General features: G+C 66.5%; 13 protein-coding genes, 1 pseudogene and 1 riboswitch. Of the genes and pseudogenes, 8 read left to right on the top strand and 6 right to left on the bottom strand.

Features of this window, described 5'->3' with window-relative positions; genetic code table 11:
• Nucleotides 1-7 precede the first annotated feature (7 nt).
• The 3 genes from AC1DFR_RS13955 to AC1DFR_RS13945 form a co-directional block, all read right to left on the bottom strand.
• Entirely contained in the window at nt 8-937 is a 930-nt protein-coding gene (locus AC1DFR_RS13955; protein ID WP_476873664.1) for an ABC transporter permease, read from the bottom strand.
• Between the two features lie 68 nt (nt 938-1005).
• Nucleotides 1006-2193, bottom strand: coding sequence for an ABC transporter substrate-binding protein (locus tag AC1DFR_RS13950; protein ID WP_476873663.1), 1188 nt, complete (start codon nt 2191-2193; stop codon nt 1006-1008).
• A gap of 88 nt (nt 2194-2281) precedes the next feature.
• Nucleotides 2282-3358, bottom strand: coding sequence for an ABC transporter ATP-binding protein (locus tag AC1DFR_RS13945; protein ID WP_476873662.1), 1077 nt, complete (start codon nt 3356-3358; stop codon nt 2282-2284).
• Between the two features lie 237 nt (nt 3359-3595).
• Here AC1DFR_RS13945 and AC1DFR_RS13940 point away from each other — a divergent pair, with 237 nt between their 5' ends.
• The 6 genes from AC1DFR_RS13940 (at nt 3596) to AC1DFR_RS13915 (ending at nt 7865) form a co-directional block, all read left to right on the top strand.
• Nucleotides 3596-4336, top strand: a complete 741-nt coding sequence (locus tag AC1DFR_RS13940; protein WP_476873661.1) for a FadR/GntR family transcriptional regulator — start codon at nt 3596-3598, stop codon at nt 4334-4336.
• Nucleotides 4337-4415: 79 nt separating this feature from the next.
• Nucleotides 4416-5177, top strand: a complete 762-nt coding sequence (locus AC1DFR_RS13935; RefSeq protein ID WP_476873660.1) for a cache domain-containing protein — start codon at nt 4416-4418, stop codon at nt 5175-5177.
• 22 nt (nt 5178-5199) lie between these two features.
• Nucleotides 5200-5266: riboswitch (guanidine-III (ykkC-III) riboswitch) on the top strand.
• A gap of 9 nt (nt 5267-5275) precedes the next feature.
• Entirely contained in the window at nt 5276-5599 is a 324-nt protein-coding gene (locus tag AC1DFR_RS13930) for a DMT family transporter (protein ID WP_028275448.1), read from the top strand.
• Nucleotides 5600-5619: 20 nt separating this feature from the next.
• Nucleotides 5620-6006 (top strand): DMT family transporter, encoded by a 387-nt coding sequence (locus tag AC1DFR_RS13925; protein ID WP_476849797.1) that lies wholly within the window; start codon nt 5620-5622, stop codon nt 6004-6006.
• 176 nt (nt 6007-6182) lie between these two features.
• Nucleotides 6183-7193 (top strand): aldo/keto reductase, encoded by a 1011-nt coding sequence (locus AC1DFR_RS13920; protein ID WP_476873659.1) that lies wholly within the window; start codon nt 6183-6185, stop codon nt 7191-7193.
• A 21-nt stretch (nt 7194-7214) separates the two neighbouring features.
• Nucleotides 7215-7865 (top strand): MBL fold metallo-hydrolase, encoded by a 651-nt coding sequence (locus AC1DFR_RS13915; RefSeq protein WP_476873658.1) that lies wholly within the window; start codon nt 7215-7217, stop codon nt 7863-7865.
• Between the two features lie 122 nt (nt 7866-7987).
• Here the strand turns inward: AC1DFR_RS13915 and AC1DFR_RS13910 are convergent, their stop codons facing one another.
• The 3 genes and pseudogenes from AC1DFR_RS13910 to AC1DFR_RS13900 all read right to left on the bottom strand — a co-directional run bounded on the left by AC1DFR_RS13910 (nt 7988) and on the right by AC1DFR_RS13900 (nt 14768).
• Nucleotides 7988-9892: a DEAD/DEAH box helicase gene (locus AC1DFR_RS13910; RefSeq protein ID WP_476849799.1), complete on the bottom strand. Its 1905-nt coding sequence runs from the start codon at nt 9890-9892 to the stop codon at nt 7988-7990.
• Between the two features lie 339 nt (nt 9893-10231).
• Nucleotides 10232-10845, bottom strand: a pseudogene (locus AC1DFR_RS13905) (dienelactone hydrolase family protein).
• Nucleotides 10846-11303: 458 nt separating this feature from the next.
• Nucleotides 11304-14768, bottom strand: a complete 3465-nt coding sequence (locus AC1DFR_RS13900) for an Ig-like domain-containing protein (RefSeq protein WP_476873657.1) — start codon at nt 14766-14768, stop codon at nt 11304-11306.
• Nucleotides 14769-15323: 555 nt separating this feature from the next.
• Between AC1DFR_RS13900 and AC1DFR_RS13895 the strand changes: the two genes are divergently transcribed.
• Both AC1DFR_RS13895 and AC1DFR_RS13890 read left to right on the top strand, forming a co-directional pair.
• Nucleotides 15324-15611, top strand: a complete 288-nt coding sequence (locus tag AC1DFR_RS13895; RefSeq protein WP_476873656.1) for a hypothetical protein — start codon at nt 15324-15326, stop codon at nt 15609-15611.
• Nucleotides 15578-16507: a DUF6492 family protein gene (locus AC1DFR_RS13890; protein WP_476873655.1), complete on the top strand. Its 930-nt coding sequence runs from the start codon at nt 15578-15580 to the stop codon at nt 16505-16507. Before AC1DFR_RS13895 ends, AC1DFR_RS13890 begins: the two co-directional genes overlap by 34 nt.
• Nucleotides 16508-16609: the final 102 nt, after the last annotated feature.

The raw sequence follows: 16609 nt of genomic DNA, 5'->3' as shown, positions 1-16609 counted from the left end.
CCTCGCACTACAGGCTGTTCAGGGCGCCGGTGCGGCGGACGACGAAAAGGTAGAACATGATGATGGCGATCGGCACCAGCGATACGGCGGCGGCGAACGGCAGGTTGTTGGCCGCTCCGACGTTGGCGTAAATCACGGTGCCCAGCATCTGGGTGGTCCCGCCGACGATCTGCGCAGTGATGTAGTCGCCCAGGGACAGGGAGAACGTGAAGATCGTGCCCGCGATGATGGAGGGGACCAGCAGCGGAAGCATGACCAGGCGCATGGTGGTGAGCGGCTTCGCGCCCAGATCCCCGGAGGCCTCCAGCAGGGAGTCGGGCACCCGGTCAAAGCCCGCGTAGATCGGCAGGATCATGTATGGCAGCCAGATGTAGGACAGGGTCAGGATGACGGCGGTTTCGCCGTAGCCCGGCGAGGACAGGCCGATCGGGGTCCCCAGCCACTCCAGCAGCCCACCCTCGGACAGGACATTCCGCCAGGCGTAGGCCTTGACCAGGTAGCTTGCCCACAGCGGCATCAGCACGGCCACAACGAGCAGTTTCTCCCAGCGGGCGGGAGCGACCTTGGCGATGAAGAACGCGATGGGCAGTGCCAGGATCATGTCAATCACGGTGACCGCCACGGCGATCCACAATGTCCGCAGGGTGATCCGCTGATACACCGGATCGGTCAGGACCGTGACGATGTTTTCCGTGGTCCAGACCGTGGACACCTCCCCGGTGAAGGTGTCCACGGTCCAGAACGCGGTGATGAGCAGTGCCGCCAAAGCGGCGATGTACACCAGCACCAGCCAGCCCGCCGGGGCGGTGAGCAGGGCCGCCAGCCTCAGCCGGGGCGAGCGGTGCAGCAACGCCGAAAAGGCGTTGGTTTTCGCCCGTGGCACGGCCCCGGCAGCACCGGGCGCCCCGGGCGGCAGCTGTTGCGTATGAAGTGCCATCTCGCCTTAATCTCTGCCGGCCCCCGGGGCCGGCTCGTTCGTAAGGGTTTGGTGCGGCGGAGCCGGAATCAGCCCTTGATTTCCGTCCAGGCCTTGGTCCATTCCGAATAGTCGGTGCACTTGACGTCCTTGCGGCCATCGAGGCACTCGGCCACCGGTGTGGTCCAGAACCAGATCCTGTCGGCGTAGGCCGCATCACCTGAGTGGTACGTCTGGCAGTGGTTGGGATCCTTGGTCAGCTCGCAGGCTTTCGCGTTGGCCGGCGATTCGCCAAAGTACTCCGCCACCTGGGCGTTCGGCTTGGGGCTGGCGATGTAGTCGAGCCACTTGTAGGCGCAGTTCGGGTTCTTGGTCTTGGAGCCGATCATCCAGGTGTCCGACCAGCCGGTGGCGCCCTCGTCCGGGACCAGGGTTGCGACCTTGGCGCCGTCTGCCGTCGCGATGTTGGCCCCCACCTGCCAGGTGGTGCCGACCACGGTGCTCCCGGACGTAAAGGCCTGGACCTCCTTGACGACGTCGCTCCAGTACTCGCCGATGTGCGTCCGCTGCTGCTTGAGCAGGTCGACGGCCGCGGCCAGCTGGTCCTTGTCGAGGGCATAGGGGTTCTTGATGCCGAGGTCCGGCTTATGGGCCATGAGGTACATGGCGGCATCGGCGATGTAGATGGGCGAGTCGTAGGCCGTGACCTTGCCGGTGTTCTTGGCGGCGTCGTCAAACACCGCGCTCCAGGAGGCGGGCGCCGGGGCGACCTTGTCCGTGGAGTACATCAGCAGGTTGGCGCCCCAGCCGTGGGGCATTCCGTAGTTGACGCCGTTGACGGTGTTCCAGGCTTTGTCCTTCAGGAACGGGTAGATGTCCGGGTAGTTCTTCAGCAGGCTCATGTTGACCGGTTGCACGTCCTGGCCGGCGATCAGGCGCAGCGACGCATCCCCGGAGGCCGAGATAACGTCGTACTGTCCCGTGCGCATGAGCGTCACGGCCTCGTCCGAGGTGCCGAACGGCTTGAAGCTGACCTTGCACTGGGTTTCCTGTTCGAACGGATGCACCCAGTCGACGGCCGGGTCGTTGCTGCCATCCTCGACGTAGCCGGGCCATCCGAGGATGGACACCTGGCCTTCACCGGTGCCGATCTCGGTTTTGACCGGCTGCGCCGACTGTGCAGAACCCGATCCGCCGCTGGTTCCGCAGGCCGACAGCGCGAAGGCTGCGGCCGCAACCACCCCGACTACGAGGGAGGCCTTAGTTCTTGGTGCCATGATCCGTACCTTTCGCTGTGGAGAAAAACTCTGGACTGGAACGCTGCGCCGCGGCACGGACGGCAACCCCGCCCGGCATGGCCCGGCGTCAGGTAGTGCCGGGGACCGGAAGCCAAACGACGGCGTCGTCGTCCCAGCTGACCGTGACGGGCCCGTTTACCAGATCGGTGTCGCTGCCGGGCAGCTTTTCCGGAACGAGCGCGACGACGGCGGGTCCGCCGTCGAGCTGCACCCGCACCTGGGTGGCGTGCCCGACGTAAACGAACGACGTCACTGTCCCGGGCCGGGAGGTGGTGCCGGAACGGCGCTCCGGTTCGCCGGCCCAGGCGACGCGCAGCCGCTCGGGACGGATGCACAGCGGCTCCGGCCGGCCATAGATCGCCTGGGCCTGGCCGGCGTCGAAAATGTTGGAGGTGCCGACGAAGTTGGCCACGAAGATGCCGCCCGGGCGCTCGTAGATTTCGTGCGCGGTGCCGATCTGTTCGATGCCGCCGTTGTTGAACACGCCGATCCTGTCGCTCATGGTCAGGGCCTCCTCCTGGTCGTGGGTGACGAAGATGAAGGTGATACCCAGCGAGCGCTGCAGTTCCTTGAGTTCGACCTGCATCTGCTGCCGGAGCTTGAGGTCCAGGGCACCGAGCGGCTCGTCCAGGAGGAGGACCTTGGGCTCGACCACCAGCGCGCGGGCCAGGGCAACGCGCTGCCGCTGGCCGCCGGAGAGCTGGGCGGGTTTGCGGCCGAGGAACTTCCCGAGCTGGACGCGGTCCAAGGCTTCCCTGGCCCGCTCCCGCCGCTGCTTCCCGGGCATGCCGCGCACCCGCAGCCCATAGGCGACGTTGTCCACCAAGGACATGTGCGGGAACAGCGCGTAGTCCTGAAATACGGTGTTGACGTCCCGCTGGAAGGGCGCCATGGCCGTGACGTCCTTGCCCTCAAGTTCGATACTCCCGGACGTCGGCAGCTCGAAGCCGGCGATCAGGCGCAGGACCGTCGTCTTGCCGGAGCCGGACGGGCCAAGCATGGAGAAGAATTCCCCGTGGCGGATGTCCAGGTCCACGCCATTTACCGCGACGGTGTCCCCGAAGACCTTGGTGAGCTTACGCAGACGGATCGCCGGAACCTCTTCCTTTCCGGTCGAGGTGCCGGCGGCCAGTGTTTCGGTCATGGGGTGCGCCTTACTCCGTTGCCGGATCGTCCACAGGAACCACGCAACCGAATGTGATCCAGTCCACACTGGGCTGCTGGGCCAAATGCTATTACTCCATAGGTTTTGTGTATAGACCCTCCGGCAAAGCCCGGATTAGGATGTCATCAGCCCGGGCGGCGCGCGGCGGCACCGCGGAAGCCGCAGGGATGCACGGCCGGGGCGCGGCGGATACCGCCGGAGGGAAGGGAGGCCCGAATGGTGTTGTCGCCCACGGGCGCCTCCCGGAGCCTGGCGGCGGTGTTCACGCCGATCAAATCACGCGGGCTTGTGGATGAAGTGTGCGGCCGGATCGAACAGGCCGTGGAGACCGGGCTGCTCACCAGCGGCCAGCGGCTGCCGAACGAAACCGAGCTGGCCGCGGCCCTCGGAGTGTCCGCGGTAACGGCACGGGAGGCCCTCTCCCAGCTGCGCGCCTCGGGAATCATCCGGACCGCGCGCGGCCGCAGCGGCGGAAGCTTCATCGCCGACGACGTGCTGCCCTCCCGGGAACGGGCCCTGGCGCAACTGCATCAGCTGAGCCGGCTGCAGATCAGGGACCTCGCGCTGCATTACCAGGCGATCGCCGCGGCCTGCGCGGGCGTGGCGGCCCGCCGCTCCGACGCCGCCGACATCGCCACGCTGCGCTCATTCATCCCCGCAGCGGACGATGACTCCCTGAGCTGGCGTCTGGCCCTCTCGGAGTTCCTGCTGGAAGTCGCGGCCATTGCCCGCTCGGCCCGGCTTGCCCGGGAGCTCATCCGGCTGCAGGCAGATCTCGGCACCCTCACGCTGCTGCCCTGCGCCGACACCGGCTACCGCGGACGCACCGCCTTGATCCTCGGGGACGTGGCGGCCGCCATCGAGACCCACGACCCCGGGGCCGCCGAAACGGGGGTCAAGGCCCTCATCTCCGCCACCACCGACTGGCTGCTGACCGAGCAGGCCAAGAGCTATTGACCGCACCCGCATCCCGGAGCCACGATCGTGGCCATCTTTGACCGCAAATGTCCGGCACCTTCGAGCTAAGGCAGCACCGATGTCCGAAACCACCTCCACCGCAGGCCCCACCGCAGCGTCCATGGCAGCGCCGGCCGAACCCGGCGCTGTTGAGAAGTCGGCCCAGCTGGCCGCAGCCGAACTCGACGCCACCATCGCCGGCATCGAGCACTGCCTGACGGAGTGGGCCGCTGACACCGGGGCCGCCCTGGCCGCCATGTCCGGCAAAGTCACCGGCACGGCCGTGGACAAGCTCATCCGTCCGGTGGTCGAGGAACTGGTGCAGCTGCCCGGCGGCTACGCGGCCGGAGCGGGGTTCATCGCCAACGCCGGGCTGCTCGGGCCCGGGCGCAGCTACATCGCTTGGTGGCAGGGCCCGGATCTGGAGCACGTCGACGCGCTGGCCAACTTCAGTCCGAACTCCATCAGCCGCTACGTCAAGGCCGAGTGGTTCCGGATCCCCGTGGAAACAGGACGGGCCCACGTCACCGGGCCCTACGTGGATTTCCTCTGCACCGACGAGTACGTCCTGACCTTCACGCACCCGGTGTTTACCCGCCCGGACGGCCCGGTCGCGGGAATCGTGGGCATCGACGTGACAGTTCAGCGCCTGGAACGCGGAGCCATGGCGGCGCTGCGGCGGATCGGCGGCCGGGCCACCCTGGCCAATGCCGACGGCCGGGCCATCGTGTCGGCGGCATACGATATCGACGCCGGCGACCTTACCGCGCCGAACGAGCCGTGCGCGCAGTACCCCGTGGGGCGCACGTTCACTCTTTGCAGCGACGCCGTCGGGCTCTGATGCCGATTTGCTAGACTTGGAGGCCAAGGCCCCTCTTCCAGGCCTCCGGACGACGGTTCAGTACCCGGCACGCGACAAGACTGGCCACAGGAGCTGTCATGTCGTGGCTAATACTCATTCTTTCCGGGGCGCTGGAGGCCGTTTGGGCCGCCGCCCTGCACCGGACCGCCCAGGCCAGGGGCCGCCGCCGGCTGGTCCCGGCCCTCGTTTTCCTCGTTTCCGTCCTCGCCAGCACCGGCGGGCTCGCCGTCGCCATGCAGTCCATCCCTACCGGAACGGCCTACGCCGTGTGGGTGGGGGTCGGCGTCGTCCTGACGTCCGGCTACGCGATAGCCGCCAAGGTTGAGCGCCCGACGGCGGCACGGATCCTGCTTCTTGGCGGGATTGCCGCGAGCGTCGCCGGCCTGAAGCTGGTGGCGTGACCATGATGAAACCAGCTGCAATGTCATGGGTGATTCTGCTCGCTTCCGCTGTGCTGGAGGCGGTCTGGGCCACGGCACTGGGCCTGTCCGACGGGTTCTCCCGCCCGTTGCCGACCCTCGTGTTCGCCGTGACGGCCACCCTCAGCATGGTGGGGCTCGGCTTGGCCGTGAAGCGCATTCCGCTCGGCACCGCCTACGCCATCTGGGTGGGGATCGGCGCTGCACTGACGGTCGGCTGGGCGATGGCCACCGGCGTCGAACCGGCCAGTCCGCTCAAGCTGCTGTTCATCGCCGGAATCGTGGGATGCGCGGCGGGCCTGAAGCTCCTCCCGCCAACGGCGGACTCAGAGGAACCGGCACAAGGCGCTGTCCGGCCGGCCTCCCCTGCGGAAATTCCCCACGTTTAGGGCAGTCCGACGGCGTGTCCCCTGCGGCGCGCCGTCGTGCCGGCCGCGCAAGGGTCAAAGGTGGGGAGAATCGTCTGCCCGGCCGATAGCAGGGCCGGAATAGCCGCGCGCATCCCGGGGTTCTTGGCAGGGACGGAAGTCCTACGGAACTATTCAGTGCGCGAATGGAGACCAAGATGACGGCAGCAACAGTCCGGCTCGGCGACGGCCTGATGGTCAGTCCCCTGGGGTTCGGCGGTATGGCCCTGACCCCTGTCTACGGCGAGGTGGACCCGGCCGAGGCCCTGCGGACCCTGCATCACGCGGTGGACGCCGGCGTCAGCTTCATCGACACGGCGGACATTTACGGCGGCGGCAGCAACGAGGAGCTGATCGCGCGGCTGCTCAAGGAACGCCGCGGCGAAGTCCAGCTGGCCACCAAGTTCGGCCTCGTGGGCACACCGTCGGCCAGCTACACGGACATCCGCGGCGACGCCGCCTACGTGCGGCAGGCCGTGGACCGCAGCCTGCAACGGCTGGGCACCGACACCATTGACCTGTACTACCTGCACCGCCGTGACCTCCGCGTTCCGATAGTGGAAACCGTGGAGGCCATGGCGGGGCTGGTACAGGCCGGCAAGGTGCGGCATCTGGGCCTGTCAGAGGTGACGGCCGAGGAGCTGCGCGAGGCCAGCCGCATCCACCCGATCGCCGCGGTCCAGAGCGAATGGTCCATCTGGAGCCGCGACGTGGAACGCAACGTGGTGCCTGCCGCCGCCGAACTCGGGGTGGGATTTGTGCCGTATTCGCCGCTGGGCCGGGGATTCCTCACCGGCACCGTGGACGCCTCGACGCTGGGCAGCAACGACTTCCGCCGCAACATCCCGCGTTTCGCGGCGGACGCTGCCAGCGCCAACAAGGGCGTGGTGGCGGCCGTGCAGGCGGTCGCTGCGGAACTGAGCGTTGCCGGGCAGGCTGCAACTCCTGCCCAGGTGGCGCTGGCCTGGCTGCTTGCGCGGGGCCGCCAGCTGGGACTGCCCGTGGTCCCCATTCCCGGCACCCGCAAGGCGGACCGGATCGACGAAAACCTGGGCGCCCTGGCCCTCGACTTCACCGCAGCGCAACTGAGGACGCTCGGGTCCGCCGCGGACGCCGTCGTCGGTTCCCGCGCCGCGGACCCCAACTGGGTGTCCCAGGGCCGTGAATAGCGGCTCCGTAGACTGATGCCCATGGACTCGCTCATTCACTCTTTACGTGACATCACCATCCGCCGGATTTCGGTCGGCGAGATGGACAACAATGTTTACCTGCTCACGGCCAAGGCCTCCGGCGCGCAGCTCCTGATCGATGCGGCCGATGATCTGGCCGCCATCCAGGGGCTGCTCGCGGACGCCGCCGCGGATACTTCCGCGACGCCGAAGCTGGCGCTGGTTGCCACCACCCACCAGCACTGGGACCATGTCCGGGCGCTGCCGTCCCTGGTGGAAGCCACCGGTGTGAAAACGGCGGCCGGGACAGAGGATGCCCCGGAGCTGCCGGTGCCGGTGGATGTACTGCTGGATCACGGGGACGTCGGCAACTTCGACGGCTTCGATGTGACGGCTGTACATCTGCGCGGCCACACACCGGGTTCGATCGCCCTTGTGTACCAGGACCCCGAAGGCCCGGCTCACATCTTTTCCGGCGACTCGCTGTTCCCCGGCGGGGTAGGCAACACACAGAAGGATCCGGCGCGCTTTGCCCAGCTGATCACCGATGTGAGCGAGCGGCTGTTCGACGTGTATCCGGATGACACCGTGGTGCACCCGGGACACGGCCAGCCCACCACCCTCGGCGCGGAACGGCCCCACCTGGAAGAGTGGCGCGCCCGCGGCTGGTAGCTTCAGCTTTTCGCGGCGTTCTTGGACAACCGCTGCGCTTTCGGACGGCCGCTACGGGGATTCCCGTAGCGGCCGTCCGTTTGCGCAGCGCCAGCTATTTTGCGTAGCTGAGAACCGGAACCTTAGCGGCCGCGGCGTTCGTTCGAGGCCGGAGCCGACGCGCGGCGGGGGCCCGAGCCGCGGGCCGGACGTCCTTCACCGGAACGGCCGTTGCCGCCGCCGGCGTAGGATCCGCCCGAGGTGCCACCGGTGTTGGAGGACCAGACCGCCGCGCTGCCTCCGGATTTGCTGCTGGCGGACTTGGCGCCGGCAGCCGCACGCTGGCCGGTTGCCGGGCGTCCGCTGCGCTGGCCGCCGGTCGAAGCGCCGGTGCGGGGAGCGCCACCTGTGCGGGGTGCTCCGCTGCGGGGAGCCGAAGCGCCCCGGGCGTCGCTGCGTCCGTCTGCGGCGCGTCCGTCCGAACCGCGGCCGGCTGCGGCACGGCCGCCGGCGGCCGGAACATCGTTGTGGTGCGCGTAGGCGGTGGTGCGGCCGCGGCCACGCGCATTCCGGCGTTCGGCGCGCTCGGCATCTGCGCGGTCCTGGTTCTGCTCGGCGACACGGTCGGCGGCGTTGCGGGCAGCAGCCTTGCCTTCGTAGGCGACGGCGCGGCGCTCGGCGCGCGGCAGGTCGGTCCGCGGTGCCTCGGCGGACACCCGTCCGCGTCCGCCACGGCCACCACGACCACCCGCGGTGGGTGCAGCCTGGGTGGTGCGGCGGGCGCGCTTGCGCTCGGCGTTGGCACCGGTGGAGGTGCCGCCGCCGTGCTGGGCGGCTTTGGCTGCCAGCAGGGCGGCACGGGTGCGGGGATCGATCTTGTCGGCCATTTCGCCGACCAGTTCAGCAACCAGCGGGGAGTTGGCGGTGACGCGCTCGAAGTTGACCTCGACGCCGGCAGCCTTCATCAGCTTCTTGACGTCGGACTGCTGCTCGGGCAGGGTCAGCGTGACCACGGTGCCGTCGGAACCGGCGCGGGCCGTACGGCCTGAGCGGTGCAGGTACGCCTTGTGCTCCGTGGGCGGATCCACGTGGATGACCAGTTCGACGTCGTCGACGTGGACGCCGCGGGCCGCGACGTCGGTGGCCACCAGGACGCGGACATCGCCGGAGGAGAACTCGGCCAGGTTGCGGTCACGGGCGTTCTGCGAGAGGTTGCCGTGCAGATCGACGGCGGGGATGCCGGCGTCGGTCAGGGTCTTGGCCAGCTTGCGGGCGTGGTGCTTGGTGCGCATGAAGAGCACGCGGCGGCCGGCGCCGGAGGCGAGCTCGACGATCAGCTGCTTCTTGACGGTCTGGTCATTGACCACCAGCACGTGGTGTTCCATGGTGGTCACCGCGGCCTGCGGGTCGTCCACGGAGTGGGTCAGCGGGTTGGACAGGTAGCGCTGGACGATCTTGTCCACGCCGTTGTCCAAGGTGGCGGAGAACAGCAGGCGCTGGCCCTGGGTGGGGGTCATGTCCATGAGCTTCTTGACCACCGGGAGGAAGCCAAGGTCGGCCATGTGGTCGGCCTCGTCCAGGACGGTGATCTCGACTGCTTCGAGGGTCAGGATGCGCTGGCGGATCAGGTCCTCCAGGCGGCCCGGGCAGGCGATGACGATGTCGACGCCGGCGCGCAGGGCCTTTTCCTGGCGGGCCTGGGAGATGCCGCCGTAGATCACGGTGGTGGTCAGGCCCATGGCCTTGGCCATCGGCTCGATGGTCGCGTTGATCTGCGTGGCCAGCTCGCGGGTGGGAGCCAGGACCAGGCCCATCGGGCGGCCGGGCTTGCGGAAGTGCTTGGCTTCGCGCTCGGCGAGTCGTGCCACCAGCGGGATGGCGAATGCGATGGTCTTGCCGGAGCCGGTGCGGCCGCGGCCCAGGACGTCGCGTCCGGACAGGGTGTCGGGAAGGGTCTTGACCTGGATCGGGAAGGGCTCCACGATCCCCTGTGCGGTCAGGGTGTCGGCAAGTGCTTTGGGCGTGCCGAGGGCAGCAAATGTAGTCATGTGTTTCAAAGTCTTTCAGGCGGTATCCGTGCGGATATCGGCCCCCGATGCCGGTTGGCTCAAGGGTTCGCCGAAGAAAAGTCAGGTGATCAACCGGGCTGTTGCCAAACTTCAGCAAGCGGCCGCCGGGACCAAATGGAACGCGTTCATCGACGCAGGATGTGCCTCTCACATGAAAAAATCCCACTGCCTGCGTGCGGATTCCCGAAGGAATCCGGCAGGGATCCGGCTGATGGACCGAAGCCGGTCAACCAAATCAAAAGTGGGCATCACTGCACATCAAGTTCCACTAGCCTACCACCCGGCAGGCCCGGGTCCCGTATCCGTGACGGCCGGCCCCTAAGGTGTGTCTCCTAAAGCTGTCAGCCAGATGCCGATTGCCCGGAGAACGACTCCGCCGCGATAGGTGAGTGCGAGCTCCTGGTTGTACCGCTCCCCTGTGTCATTGTGGAACGCGTGGTCCACGCCCGGATAAACCTTCAGTTCGTGCGGCACGGTGGTCTTGGCCAGCGCATCCCGGAGTGCCGGCCTGGCACCGGTAATCCGCTGGTCAAGCTCGGCGTAGACGCCGAAACGGCCGCCATGATGGCCGGCACCTTGTCCAGGTCAGGTGAAGGTCCATAGAACGCCGAAGTGGCCTTCAGCCCCGGGATTGCCGTCGCCGCCTGCCAGGTGATCCCGCCGCCAAAGCAGAAGCCGTTCATGGCGATCCGTCCCTGGTCAACAAAGTCCTGGACGTTCAGGTAATCGAAGGCGGCAGCGAAGTCGGAGACGTGGCGCTGGACGCCCGCCTGGGTCAACGCCCCCGGCACGGCATCCGGGTCCATGCCGGCTGTCCCGCCCTCCCGGCACAGCAGGTCCAGGGCCAGCGCCGCGTACCCGGCCCTGGCGTAACGGCGTGCCACGTCCTGGATGTGCGGCGTCAGGCCGCGGTTCTCGTGGCAGATCAACACCGCGGGGGCGGCAGCGCCGTTCCCGGGCCGGGCAAGGTACCCGCTGATATCGGTGCCGCCCGCAGGGAACCGCACCGTCGCCGTCGTGAGTCCCGCCGCCCCCTCGGGGACGGACAGCGGACTCTTTGCCCCCGGCACCGACCCCGCCGGCGAGGTACCTGCTGCGGGGAACTTCTTCGGGCGTGCAGCCCACGAGCGTCATAGCGGCGGCCGCCGCCGCCATGCTGCCCGTAATGAATGCCACCCAGAGGGTGAACGCGCGGTGGCTCATGGCGCCGGCGCGATAATCGTCGAAGAATTCCTCAATCAGGTACTTCTCAAACTTGCCGAGCTGGGTCATGGCGGACCTCCCGTGGATGTGCCGATCATCCTCCTCTGAAGGCCGTTATCCGGCAAGCAGCAAAGGGCCGCGCGCACCCGATCCACGTGCGCCCTTTGCCATCCGACGATGGCTTCCCCTACCCGGTGACTTTCTTGGCAGCGGCATGCCACGTCAGCCGTCCATGCTGAAAATCCGTTGCCCGGCCGACGGATACCGTGTACGAGTCCCTCGTGGGGTAACCCAGCCGACTCGTCTCCCAGCCGAGCGACGCCCACTTCGAACGGATCGCACCATACACCGAGTGCGCCCCGGTACCGTTCGACCAGTAGATCGATGCCCCACCGGCTCCGGAGAAATGGTTGTACCGCCCCCGCCCGTCGGGCGCGCGCTTCTCATCCGTGATCGGATAACCCAGCGGACCTGTCTCCCAGCCCAGCGCCGCCCACTTGGCTCGTATTGAACCCATGACGGAGTGCGCGCCGGTCATAGGTGACCAGAAGATCGAGCTTCCATCTTGGCCTGAGAAGTGGTTGTACTTCCCTACCTTGTCGGCCGAAGTCGTCGTGTCGGTGGTCGGATAGCCCAGGCCCGTCTCCCAGCCCAGCGACGCCCACTTGGTTCGGACCGCCCCTGTCACCGAGTGCGCCTTCGTAGTTGGCGTCCAGTAGATCGATGCCCCGCCGGCACCGGAAAAGTGGTTGTACCGTCCCCTCCCGTCGGGCGCGCGCTTCTCATCCGTGATTGGATACCCCAGCGGCCCGGTCTCCGCACCCAGTGCCATCCATTTGGACCGGATCGAGCCCAGGACAAAATGCGCTCCGGTGGTCGGGGAGTAGTAAATCGAAGATCCGCCCGAGCCGGCGAAGTCACTGTAGCGACCCACTTTGTCCGGTGAAGCTTTCTGGTCGGAAATAGGGAAGCCCAGGATGCCGGCCGGGCCGCCGGCGGCCCTGTAGCGTTTGCTGATCTCACCGAGCACCGCATGGGCCCCGGTCTTGGCTGACCAGCAGATCATGCCCCCGTTGTAGTCCTGGCACTTCCCTCCCGCCACGGCGTACTCGGAGGTCAGCATCCGGCCCAGGATCGTCCCCGGGCGGCCGGCATTGATCTTCCACCCGTAGGCGGCGATGGGGTCGTCGGTGCCCCTCCCTGTGAGCATGACCTTCTGGGCGGCTTGGCCGTCATCGGCGGTGACCAGGTAAAAGGTCTCAGTCGTCCCGGCTTGCCCAACGGCCGACGGCGCAAAGGTCACTGTCTGGTAGGCAGTCTCACCGGCAGGGATCTTTAAGCCCTCGGAAATGGGAGTTGCCGTGGAGAAGACCCCCTGCGGCGCTTTCGCCTTCGTTATGGTCATCGGGATGTTTCCGGTGTTCTTGATCGGAAAAACCCGGGTAACCGACGTACCGGCGGGGACGTCACCAAAGTCCAGAGTGCGCGGCAACTCCAGGTGCGCTGTTCCGGAGATGGCCGTCGCGGTAATCTTGACGGTCACCCCACCGCGGTCGCTGACGACCGACAGCGAGTCGGTCACCGGCTTAGCCGTGGTGGGGCTGAAGGTCAGGGACACCGGCACTGACCCGAGGGGTTGGATCGTCTGGCCCACGACCGGCGCCGTGCCTGCATCCACTTTCAGCGCCGCGTTGACTGGTGGGGTGACGCGGGTGAGCTTGACGGCGGTTGTGCCGGTGTTGACGATGTTGATCGTCTGCCGGCTAGTTGTCTTCGTTGGCACATCGGTGTACTGGATCAGGGCCGGGGTCGCGCCCAGTCCGTCCTTCGTACCTACGGCGTGGACGCCGAGGAGGACGGTCTCGCCGTCCGTGGTCTTGACGGTCAGCGTTCCGTCAACCTGGCCGGCAGCCGCGGGCGAGAACGTCACGGGGACCGCGAGATTTCCGCCTTTAGACACCTTCCGAGGCAGCGTCAGCGAGGTTCCAATCTTGAACGGTGCACCTGTGGTGATGGAACTAATCGTCACGGTCCGGGATGCGGTGACGGTAATGCTTCCGGCGGCAGCGGTACCCACCTTGGCGTTGCCCAGATCGGTGTTCTTAGCTCCTACTGCCGCCGTTGTTGGGGCGCCGAACCCGAGCACGTGCCCGTCGCGGGTGCCGACGTACACACGGCCTTTATCGGTTGCCACCGAGGAGAACTTGGCGCCGATCCCCAGGGGGGCGCTGAAAACCTCTTTGAGCTGACCAGTGCCGTCCGGAAGTGCCTTGTAGGCCCGCAATTCCGCACCCGCGCCGGTTCCTCCGCTGACATAGACCACCCAGACAAGGGCGGAGGACCCGTCATTGCCGGATGACGTCACCGCAGGCGAACCGGAGCTGAACCCGAATGTTCCGGCGGAGGTCCCGACGGCGGCGAGGCTGACGCCACCCGCAGCGCTAGTCACCAACTTGAACGCGCGAAGGTATCCGTTGCTCTCTACGACGTAGATATAGCCACCGCTACTGCTCCCAAAGAACGCAGGCTTGCCCCACACCCCGTTGTACGGACCGGCTATGTCGAGAACGGCATCGGTTCCGCCAGGCCCCTGCGCCATGCCGCCCAGGTTGTCCCGGTCCAACAGGTAGACCCGGCCGTCTTTCCCGACTTGCGCCATCAGATGGGGGTGCTTCGCTGTGCCGTAGCCGTCGGGAATCGCGAGGGGGGCTCCGGCTCCCAGGTCGGCGTCGTTGCGGTTCAGCCTGGCGTTGTCGGCCGGACTGAAGAAGTCCGTTGGCTTCAGGTTGCCGTCGGTGCCCACCCGGAGCCGGACCACAGCCTCGGCCAGGGTGGTGGGAGGCTTCGAGCCCGGGCCGGGACTCGGGGAGATACCGTTGCCGGTCGCCAGCAGGATCTGGCCGGGGCCGTCGGAGACGAGTCCCCCGCCGGACTGCCAAATGCCGCCCTCCGCGTTGGCGTTCCCTGACTCTGTCGCCCACATCGTCGTCTGCTTGCCGACTGTCGATACGCCGACGACATAGCCGACGAAGGGGGTGTAGTCGCAGTGGCTGGCGAACCCTGCATAAACCACGCCGTCCAGGAGCAGCAACCCCGGGCGCTGCATCGCCGTCATCGGGTTGAACGGATGGCCGGGGTCATTTGTCGGGGAGCCTTGGATTGTGACGGGGAACCCGGGCCTCTCCGCGCCGGTCGCCACATCCAGTTTGTGCATGTACCAGTGCGGGAACTGCTTACTGGCCCCGTCATTCGTCTTCGCCAGCAGGAAGATGCTCTTCGATGCCGGGTCATAGACGGGGGTGGAAGTAACTCCGATATTGGGCGTAAGGTCACCGCAGTTCACGGTCGACGCAGGCCACGCCGGCCCGAGCTTGCGCGTCCACTTGGCCGCACCTGTCTCGCTGTCCAGCCCGTAAACCGCGTTGTTCTCAGTCGCGGCAACCACTGTGCCGCCGACCACCAACGGCTGAGCGTAAACCTGCCCGTCCACGGTGGCGGCGAATAGCCGACCGAAGTTCGAGGATGCCACAGATGACGGCGAGAGACCGGGCTCGTCGCGATCCCAGCCCGTCCGCAGGGAGTCGTTGGCGATCGTGCCCACATCGGCTGCGGCAATCCCGCTGGTGGACAGCCCTGCGAATGCGAGGGACATTGTTATTAAGGCTGCCCAGGCGCACCGCGACTGCAGGCGTTGCGGGGACGAAGTTATGGGGATGTTGGCAGACCGGTGGTGCCGGAGGCGAGCCGCCCCAGCCATACGTAGACGGCGCCGACGGCCCAGAAAATGGGCGTAGAAACCCCGTGGTTTTGTTTGATCACGCATGGCTGAGACCCGTTTCTGATCAGTACATTGATTTGATTAACCCAGTACTCAGGAGCGTAAGAGCGGGGGTCCAGGGGCACCCGAGTGGTGCCTACTCGACTTTGAGGGGGCTGCCTGTGCTTGGTCCGTGGCACCACTTGACCGCTACGTGGGCGCGCGCGAGTGCCTACTTGGTACCGCGGACTCGTGGGCGGTAGGGACGACGTCGCCGCCTCCGACGCTGGCGAGGATCAGGCCTGACTGTGGACCGCCCCGATGGGCGGCGCCCGTCAGGAGGACAGCGGCCAGCTGGCCTTATCCGGCGTCGGGCGCACTCTTCTCCGAACTGTGTGACCTGAGGACATAGGCGACACATGTGCCGGGACGTCGGCGACGCTCTTCGGCGTGTCCCGCGACATCGGCGACAGCCGGGCCGTCAACGATGGGCCATGTCGAAGAACAAGGTCATCGTGCCGCTCCCGCACCAACCCGCAGGCCACGGCCGGGCCCGCGCTGGCCCGCATCCTTGCCCTCCGCACCGAGCTGACTGCAGAAGACCTCGACGCCGGCGTCGAGACCATCGCCGCCCACCTCGAATGGGAAGGCCTCGCCTCGCCGTACCCCGGAATAGGCGGATTAGTTTCTGTTACTCTTTGGCGGTGCACCTTGAACCCAGTGATGTCGACCTTGTGACCGTGACGTTCGAGGGCGATGCGCGGCTTGCTGTCCTTCAGATTCTTTCGGTGGACCGTCTTCTGGACTACGAGAATATTGGCCGGTACATCGTAGTCTTAAACGGCCAGGACAACGCTGCGGTCGAAACGTTCTTAAGATCGAACGTTGAGACCAAGATCTCACCGCAGCTTGCGGCGAAGATCGAGTATGTGGCAGCAGTCAACCTTCTGCCCAATAACGACCCTCAGGGCTGGCGCGGTCAGCAACTCCTGAAGCTGGTAGTGGCGGCCAATCTGGCCTCCCGTTATTACCTTGTGCTGGACGCTAAAAACCACTTCCTACACCGCACCCTAGTCAGTGATTTCTTTACCGAAACCGCGATCAAGACTTTCCGACGCCCCGCTCCCAAGCTTCAACGTGCCTGGATAGAAGGTTCTTTCGCATTGTTCGGGGCAGCGGATCGTGCTTCGGAGCTCTCAGAGGCCGCGATGCCTACCGTCACTCCTTACCTCATGGACACGGGCACCGTTCGGAAGATGATGTCGGACCTCGAGTCCAGGCACGCTGGTAAGGCTTTTGGGGATATTTTTGAGGTTGAGCTGTCTACGGCTACCGAGTTCTTCCTTTACTGGGCCTATTTATTTGCAACGGGCCAGGAGGGGCTGTACGAGCATAGCGACAAGATGGCGGTGACACTGTTCACTAAGTACCCGCGCCGGTCCAGCGATTTTTTGGCGCTGCTTGAGTCTGCGCGGGTCGATAGGGTTGCGATGTTTGGGCTTCACCGTCGGCGTCTTCCGCAGTTGAGTGATGTGCAGCGGGACCTCATCGTTGAGTTGTGGGGAACCGAACTCTTGGCGGCCGATGAGGATGCCGCGTGGTTCATGGAATACGAGAACCCGATGTCGGCGTGACACCTACGACCCAAGAGCCCACCCATGCCTAGAGGACTTGATGGGCTCTTGTGTTGTTCGGCGGTTATTGCCGGTCATCTCCCGGTAAGCCTTCAATATCCG

The organism is Arthrobacter sp. 05T410, assembly GCF_056396505.1.
This window is presented reverse-complemented; position numbering and strand designations above follow the sequence as displayed.

Bases quoted from the DNA above. Each gene is read 5' to 3' on its own strand.
- AC1DFR_RS13915 (WP_476873658.1), top strand. From the start codon at position 7,215: ATGGACTCGCTCATTCACTCTTTACGTGACATCACCATCCGCCGGATT.
- AC1DFR_RS13920 (WP_476873659.1), top strand. From the start codon at position 6,183: ATGACGGCAGCAACAGTCCGGCTCGGCGACGGCCTGATGGTCAGTCCC.
- AC1DFR_RS13910 (WP_476849799.1), bottom strand. From the start codon at position 9,892: ATGACTACATTTGCTGCCCTCGGCACGCCCAAAGCACTTGCCGACACC.
- AC1DFR_RS13955 (WP_476873664.1), bottom strand. From the start codon at position 937: ATGGCACTTCATACGCAACAGCTGCCGCCCGGGGCGCCCGGTGCTGCC.
- AC1DFR_RS13940 (WP_476873661.1), top strand. From the start codon at position 3,596: ATGGTGTTGTCGCCCACGGGCGCCTCCCGGAGCCTGGCGGCGGTGTTC.
- AC1DFR_RS13945 (WP_476873662.1), bottom strand. From the start codon at position 3,358: ATGACCGAAACACTGGCCGCCGGCACCTCGACCGGAAAGGAAGAGGTT.
- AC1DFR_RS13935 (WP_476873660.1), top strand. From the start codon at position 4,416: ATGTCCGAAACCACCTCCACCGCAGGCCCCACCGCAGCGTCCATGGCA.
- AC1DFR_RS13900 (WP_476873657.1), bottom strand. From the start codon at position 14,768: ATGTCCCTCGCATTCGCAGGGCTGTCCACCAGCGGGATTGCCGCAGCC.
- AC1DFR_RS13930 (WP_028275448.1), top strand. From the start codon at position 5,276: ATGTCGTGGCTAATACTCATTCTTTCCGGGGCGCTGGAGGCCGTTTGG.
- AC1DFR_RS13950 (WP_476873663.1), bottom strand. From the start codon at position 2,193: ATGGCACCAAGAACTAAGGCCTCCCTCGTAGTCGGGGTGGTTGCGGCC.
- AC1DFR_RS13925 (WP_476849797.1), top strand. From the start codon at position 5,620: ATGTCATGGGTGATTCTGCTCGCTTCCGCTGTGCTGGAGGCGGTCTGG.